Raw genomic sequence first — 6,215 nt, 5'->3', positions numbered from 1 at the left:
GTCACAGACAGGGCAACAGGAGCAGTTTTCATAGCATCATCCTCAGTTAAAGCAGGCAGTATCGCGATTGCATATTAAGGAAACCTTAAGCTCGCGACACTGCCGCTAAAAATGTCTGCGCTGCCAGACGCCGCCATCAACCTCGCATTTCTGCCCGCTGACACGCCTGCTGCATCCGCCCGGTGCTCTACACTTAATGGCTACGTTCCGTTACAGGAGTTACGCCATGAGCCAACGCATGCACAAATATGCTTTTCCGGTCAGCAAAGCCCGCAAATACCTTGAGCCCGGACCGGTGCTGCTGCTCAGTTCGCAGTACGGAGATCAACATGACATCATGACGCTCGGCTGGCACACGGTGCTGGAGTTTTCTCCGTCACTGGTCGGCTGCATGATTGCCGGTATGAACCACAGCCATGAGCTGATCCGCAACAGCGGTCAGTGCGTGCTGAACATTCCTTCTGCCTCGCTGATTGATGAAGTTGTGGCAATCGGCAACAGCCACGGTGACAGCATTGATAAGTTTGAGGCATTTGGCCTGACGCCGGAACCCGCTCAGGTGGTTGGCGCGCCGATGATTGCCGAATGTTTTGCCAGCTTTGAGTGTCAGCTTTATGACGATTCGATGGTCGCTAACTACAACCTGTTTATTTTTGAGATTGTTAAAGCGCACGTTGCCGAGCAGCCGGAATACCCCACTACCCTGCACTACACTGGCGAAGGCCGGTTCAGCGTGATGAGCGACAAAATACTGGATAAGAGCGGCGATTTTAAACCGGAGATGCTGATCTAGTTGAAAGCGCTCTGCCGCGCCCCCATTCACCTCTTTCGACCTGACAGGAGTAAATTATTATGGCAATCGAATACGCAGTTATCGCTGGCGGCTGTTTCTGGTGTACCGAAGCGGTATTTAAGGATGTGATCGGCGTAGAGTCGGTGGAAAGCGGTTATACCGGTGGTGCCCGTCCTAATCCGACTTATGAGCAGGTCTGCAGCGGTGCGACCGGTCATGCAGAAGCGATCCGCATTGGCTTCGACCCGGAGAAAGTCAGCTTTGGCGATCTGCTGGATATCAGCTTTGTGACGCATGATCCGACCCAGCTTAACCGTCAGGGTAATGATATTGGCACCCAGTATCGTTCCGCCATTTTCCCGGCCAATGCAGAGCAGGAAGCGGAGGCACGCGCCGCCATTGCCCGCGCTCAGGCTGACCATGATGTGCCGGTGGTGACCACTATTGAGCCGCTGAAAGAGTGGTATCCCGCTGAAGCTTATCATCAGGATTACTGGGAAGGCGCGGGCCAGCGCAACGGCTACTGCATGGCGGTCATTCCACCGAAACTGCAGAAGCTGCGTAAAAGTTTCGCTAACAGAGTAAAGAGCTGATTCCGGCATCAGTCGGGGCAGCGTCTGACCAGTAACGAGGGTGAGAACGCCGCCCCGGTTTATTTGCTGCCATAAAACTCACCTGACCGGGCTCATCAGTTTGGCGGGATGTGGCCGGTAAAACGGCGGGTTTTATGCCGCAGTAAATCAATTCGTTCAGAGCTTAAGCGAATAGATCAAAAGAGAAAAATAGTGCTTGACCGTTTTCAACCGACTCCCTATAGTACCGCCCCGTTGACCCATCGCGGTCAGCGAAGTAAATCTGGTGAGGTGTCCGAGTGGCTGAAGGAGCACGCCTGGAAAGTGTGTATACGGCAACGTATCGAGGGTTCGAACCCCTCTCTCACCACCATATTTGAAGAAGAGTCTGAACTTACGTTCAGACTTTTTTTTTGCATAAATTTCAGGAGAGAGGGGTGAGAAGCCTCGACAGGGTTCGACAAAACGGCAGGATAGCCGTTTTGCACAGCTCTGCTGCCCAAAGGGCGAGGCACATGGATAAAAACGTCGGGAACGTTTTTGAACAACGCAAAGCGTTGGCCCGAAGGGTGAGTCTCATGGACGAGACGAATAAGTGCCTCGTGATCCCCCTCTCTCACCACCCTATTTGAAGAAGAGTCTGAACTTACGTTCAAACTTTTTTTTGCCTGAAATTCAGTGCTCAGGGACAGCAACCTATCTGGATGTCTTATCACATCGTGGTTAGTGTTCCTTAGGCACTACAATTGTACAGATTTTCGCTTAGGCTGTTGATCGCTCGTTCCAGGCATCAGTGTACTGAATATTGCCGTCAACGTATTTCCAGGTGATCTTTTCATAACGTAAGGACATGTTCTCCATGTGACCAGTACCAGGACAGTTGCGGGTATCGTGCATCACGGGGGAAATAGAAATTATTTTCACCTTTTCCATCAGAATGTTGAAGTACTCAACTTCCTGACCAGCATAATTGATATTATACCATTTTAGTTCTGCACTGTGCAGCGTCTGGCCTGTTGCAACAGCCTTATAGAGATAGGGTGAAGCAGAATCAATTTCTTTCTCTAAGTCAAAGGATGCGTGCTGACGTGTGCCTGTTAGCTTTCCGGTATTCATGTCAGTAGGGATACTGAGATTGTGATGTAATCCTCGGATCTCCATACTACCTTCACGATCACGAACATCACAGGAACCTTTGATATCAGCCCCGCCATCGTCTTTAGGCCATAGGTGTACTGGTACTGCCATTTTGAAGCTCCTTGTATTATTTACTCGTAAAGCCATTTACCAGCTTTTGCGGATTCTATTAACATCCCAATTGTTAATTCAGGAATATCAATAATCGTTTTCTTAAATGGATTCAATGACACCGGCACATCAGGATAATAAGTTGAAATATTGAAACTTTCTTTATCAACATTGAAGTGCAAAAAGTACTCATCCATTAGATAATCAAACTCATCCACATCAAGCCTGACATCAAAATGAATACTCGACTCAGCAGTATAGATATCATACTTCTGTTTTCTAAAAGAATAAGTACCGCTATAGCCAGTTATGAGAGCAATAACCTTTTTCTCAATATCAACACTTACCATATCTTATCATCGCCTCTTGCAATCATATTATAATCACGAGTTGCATAATAGATAATCTGTGAAACATCGGCGGCAATAATAACGTTCCCAAGAAGTGGGATAGTACGCCCTACAAATGTACCTATTTTAGCTGTCATTCTTCTTTTCACTGTCCAGGGCGTATAACCACCGATCCAGGTTGGCAATTTCTTCCCAAACGGGAACTTCATATTCTTGAATACTTTTCTGGAGGTTTTAGACGCATGGGACGTACCCTCCAGTGCATTTCCTGGCTTAGTTCGTGTAGTTAGATCATTCCTGCCAGAGAGTATAGCTACTACCGCTCCAAAATCAGCTAAACCAAGACCAAATTGATCCACTGTTTTCTCACAAAAGATCATGAAAAGTAGTTCACCTGCTGTAAGGTTTGACCTGCCAGCGTAGAAGTATGTTCCGTTAAGTTGCTCTACCGTATCCATCTGATTCCTTGATGTTGGTTCAACCTGCTGGGAATTGTCACACAAAAAATAAGGAATTGCACAAATTGCTGATTATACGAATTCTAAGAGGCTCATTTAATCAAACCAGTCCAAACCGAAGCCATTCAAATCGGGCCAAATCGCAGGATATTGGCCCGTGCTTCTTTCTGTCCCTTATCTGATGTGTTGCAGGCCGCTGATCGTCTGGACGAATCTTGGTGCTTTAAGATCGTCCACCTGGAAATTGACCAGCTCGAACAACAACCCGGTAAGCGCTTCCTCAATCGTTGAATTTAATACGCGACTGAGTAACGCCTGATTCAAGGCAATACAATATTCATTGACTATTTCCGGCTCAGCAATAAAAGACGTATTCCAGTAAACCGTATCATCTTCGGCAGTCAGTTGCGGAATGCGTGACTGTGGAACGGGCTCCGTTAACGCCAACTGTAACTGTGCCAGAGAGATCGCCATTTCCTGAGAAATTGCGTTCCGCTCCGCATTATCATCAGATTCAATCAGCACCGAAACCAGTCGTTCGTTGTATTCCGCCAGCTCAATAAAGTCCATCTGTGAGGAAAAGTGTGTAAATTCAGGGCGAGTGTGCGTAAACTGTTTATCAGCCATGGTGTTACCTCGTATAACAGTGTGGTCAGAAGCTCGCCGATGTTCCTAGCATCGTCGGGCTTCGCTATTTACTGACACCTTTAAGTAAGGTTCCCGTCCACTCTATCTCTCCCTGCTAAACACCGTCAATACTGTATAAGGCTATTTCACCTGATAAATATACAGGGGTTTATTTTTTGGAAGGTAGCTCGAAAAGAGATGCGATTTCCAGATGAATTCAACATTATAAATTGGAATGCAGCGCAAAAATTAAGCCAAAAAATTTAAAGTAAAATTCCATTATCGATTCAAAATTAAATAGATCAAATGTAATTAAATCTTAGCAGATAGAATATTTCGTTGAGTTATTTAAGACGATTTGTTAATTCAATCTGATAAAAATCTTCGCAGTGTTATACATTCCGTACCGACGCTACATCACCGCAGCATTACTAAATCTCAGCGAAGATCTCTATATCGACGCCGTACCACCTCACCAGCCGTTGACCTTATTACTACAAACACTATGCCGATGCCGTGTAACCGCACTAGTCGTTGACCTTAATGCAACAAACTCTATGCCGATACCTTGCCACCGAAGCCGTCTTTGACCTGTGCATCCCTTAATCCAACCCACAACTCTGAAGCTATTGGGTGGCAGCATAGAGCGCGTTAGCCGAGTGTATGCAGCAGGGATGCTGCATCCAAGCCTACATGGACGTATTCACGGCGGCTCGGATAACGCGATCTATGCTGACGCCATTACGCCGCAGCCGTTTTTGACCTCAACAGCAAGCTCTATGCTGACGCCGTGTCACTGCACCAGCCGTTGACCTTATTGCAACAAACTCTATGCTGACGCCATTACACCGCAGCCGCTTTTAACTTTGAACATGTGATCTATGCTAACGCCCGCACACCAAAGCCGCTTTTGACCTTAACACCTTGAACCACAAGCTCAATGCTGCGCCTTTCCCCTTCCCCTCGAAACGCTCTCCCATCCGGCTACCACGATCATCACCACTGTCGTTAAGCCGTTAATCATCAGCCTGTCCGTGATAAAGCAAACCGGTAACAGCGCCAGCAGGGCCACCAGCCCGACAACATGAGAAAGCGGGAAACGTCGATAAACCATCGTTTTATAGATACCGTTCGCGGCCAGATAGGCGGCGGGCCCTAGTAACAGAACCGCTATCGCGCTGGCATCCATATGCCCATCTGGATGCACTATCACCAGCTCATTCGCTACCGCACAGACAATGATTGCGCCGACCAATACCACGTGCACATAGTGATAACAGGCTCCCATCTGCCCTGGGTTCTCCGCCTGCTGGATCGCATGGCTTCCCGCTTTACTGCTGGTATCGAAATACACCCACCACATCGCCAGACTGCCGATAAAGGCCACCAGCGATGCAATCACCACCGGGGCGTCCCAACTCTCCAACTCACTTAACGTTGCGCCAGTGATCAGAATCGTTTCGCCCAGCGCTACAATCACAAACAGTTGACACCGCTCAGCCAGATGATGCCCCTCAATCGTCCATTCGCTTGAGGTATCCGATCGCCCCAACACCGGCAACCAAAAGCCAATCATCGGCGATATGTAGGTACAGGCAATGGCGATTGCCCACCACACCATCCGGGCCAACCCTTCAACCAAACCACCAATCAACCAAAACACAGCGGCAATCACCATCCAGCCCAAGATTCGCTGGAAGTTACGTTGTAACAGATGATTATCTGGTAGCCAGAACAGCGTTACGGCCGCTCGACCGACCTGCATCGCAATGTAGAATAAGGCAAAGACCAGCCCTCTTTCACCAAAGGCTTCAGGCAAGGCTGAAGAGGCAAACAGGCCAAGCAACATGATGGCAAATAACAGCAGACGGATTTGACGGGTTTCCGGATCGAACCAATTAGTCACCCAGGCGGTATATTGCCAGGCTAACCAGACTGCAAACCATAACAGCAGCGTTTGCAGCGCACCGACCAGCGTCAGATGATGCAGCAGATAATGGGAAAGTTGGGTAACGGCGAAGACGTAAATCAGATCGAACAGTAATTCAGAAAACGACACGGTGGCACCCTGGCCATCGCGAACGCGTAACAAGCTATGCCGCATGAAGTTATTCCTGAAAGGGAGTCGCTAATTCAGCTTAGCGAAGCTCCCCCAGGCTAACCAGAA

Annotated in this window: 7 protein-coding genes and 1 tRNA gene; 3 read left to right on the top strand and 5 right to left on the bottom strand. The window is 48.3% G+C overall.

Annotated features, from left to right (window positions below; all coding sequences use genetic code 11):
• The first annotated feature begins 226 nt into the window (after nt 1-226).
• The 3 genes from WCC56_RS04905 to WCC56_RS04895 all read left to right on the top strand — a co-directional run bounded on the left by WCC56_RS04905 (nt 227) and on the right by WCC56_RS04895 (nt 1,738).
• Nucleotides 227-793 (top strand): flavin reductase family protein, encoded by a 567-nt coding sequence (locus WCC56_RS04905; protein WP_031594590.1) that lies wholly within the window; start codon nt 227-229, stop codon nt 791-793.
• 59 nt (nt 794-852) lie between these two features.
• Nucleotides 853-1,386 carry a peptide-methionine (S)-S-oxide reductase MsrA gene (gene msrA / locus WCC56_RS04900; RefSeq protein ID WP_031594591.1) on the top strand — a complete coding sequence of 178 codons (534 nt, stop codon included), beginning with the start codon at nt 853-855 and terminating at the stop codon, nt 1,384-1,386.
• A 264-nt stretch (nt 1,387-1,650) separates the two neighbouring features.
• Nucleotides 1,651-1,738: transfer RNA gene (locus WCC56_RS04895), tRNA-Ser, on the top strand.
• 389 nt (nt 1,739-2,127) lie between these two features.
• On the opposite strand, the gene WCC56_RS04890 is transcribed toward WCC56_RS04895, so the two are convergent.
• The 5 genes from WCC56_RS04890 to WCC56_RS04870 form a co-directional block, all read right to left on the bottom strand.
• Nucleotides 2,128-2,613: an Hcp family type VI secretion system effector gene (locus WCC56_RS04890; protein WP_424691298.1), complete on the bottom strand. Its 486-nt coding sequence runs from the start codon at nt 2,611-2,613 to the stop codon at nt 2,128-2,130.
• A 20-nt stretch (nt 2,614-2,633) separates the two neighbouring features.
• A complete protein-coding gene (locus WCC56_RS04885) occupies nt 2,634-2,963 on the bottom strand; it encodes a DUF1493 family protein (protein ID WP_424691297.1) in 330 nt (109 codons plus the stop codon).
• Entirely contained in the window at nt 2,957-3,421 is a 465-nt protein-coding gene (locus WCC56_RS04880) for an STM2901 family protein (protein WP_424691296.1), read from the bottom strand. Before WCC56_RS04880 ends, WCC56_RS04885 begins: the two co-directional genes overlap by 7 nt.
• A gap of 174 nt (nt 3,422-3,595) precedes the next feature.
• Complete coding sequence (locus WCC56_RS04875) at nt 3,596-4,048, bottom strand: hypothetical protein (RefSeq protein ID WP_424691295.1); 453 nt, start codon at nt 4,046-4,048, stop codon at nt 3,596-3,598.
• Nucleotides 4,049-4,985: 937 nt separating this feature from the next.
• A complete protein-coding gene (locus WCC56_RS04870; RefSeq protein ID WP_424691294.1) occupies nt 4,986-6,152 on the bottom strand; it encodes a low temperature requirement protein A in 1,167 nt (388 codons plus the stop codon).
• Between the last annotated feature and the right edge of the window lie 63 nt (nt 6,153-6,215).

Source organism: Erwinia sp. (genome assembly GCF_049696395.1).
Taxonomy (GTDB): domain Bacteria; phylum Pseudomonadota; class Gammaproteobacteria; order Enterobacterales; family Enterobacteriaceae; genus Erwinia.
The sequence above is the reverse complement of the archived record's forward strand: the minus strand, read 5'-3'. Positions and strand labels throughout refer to the sequence as shown.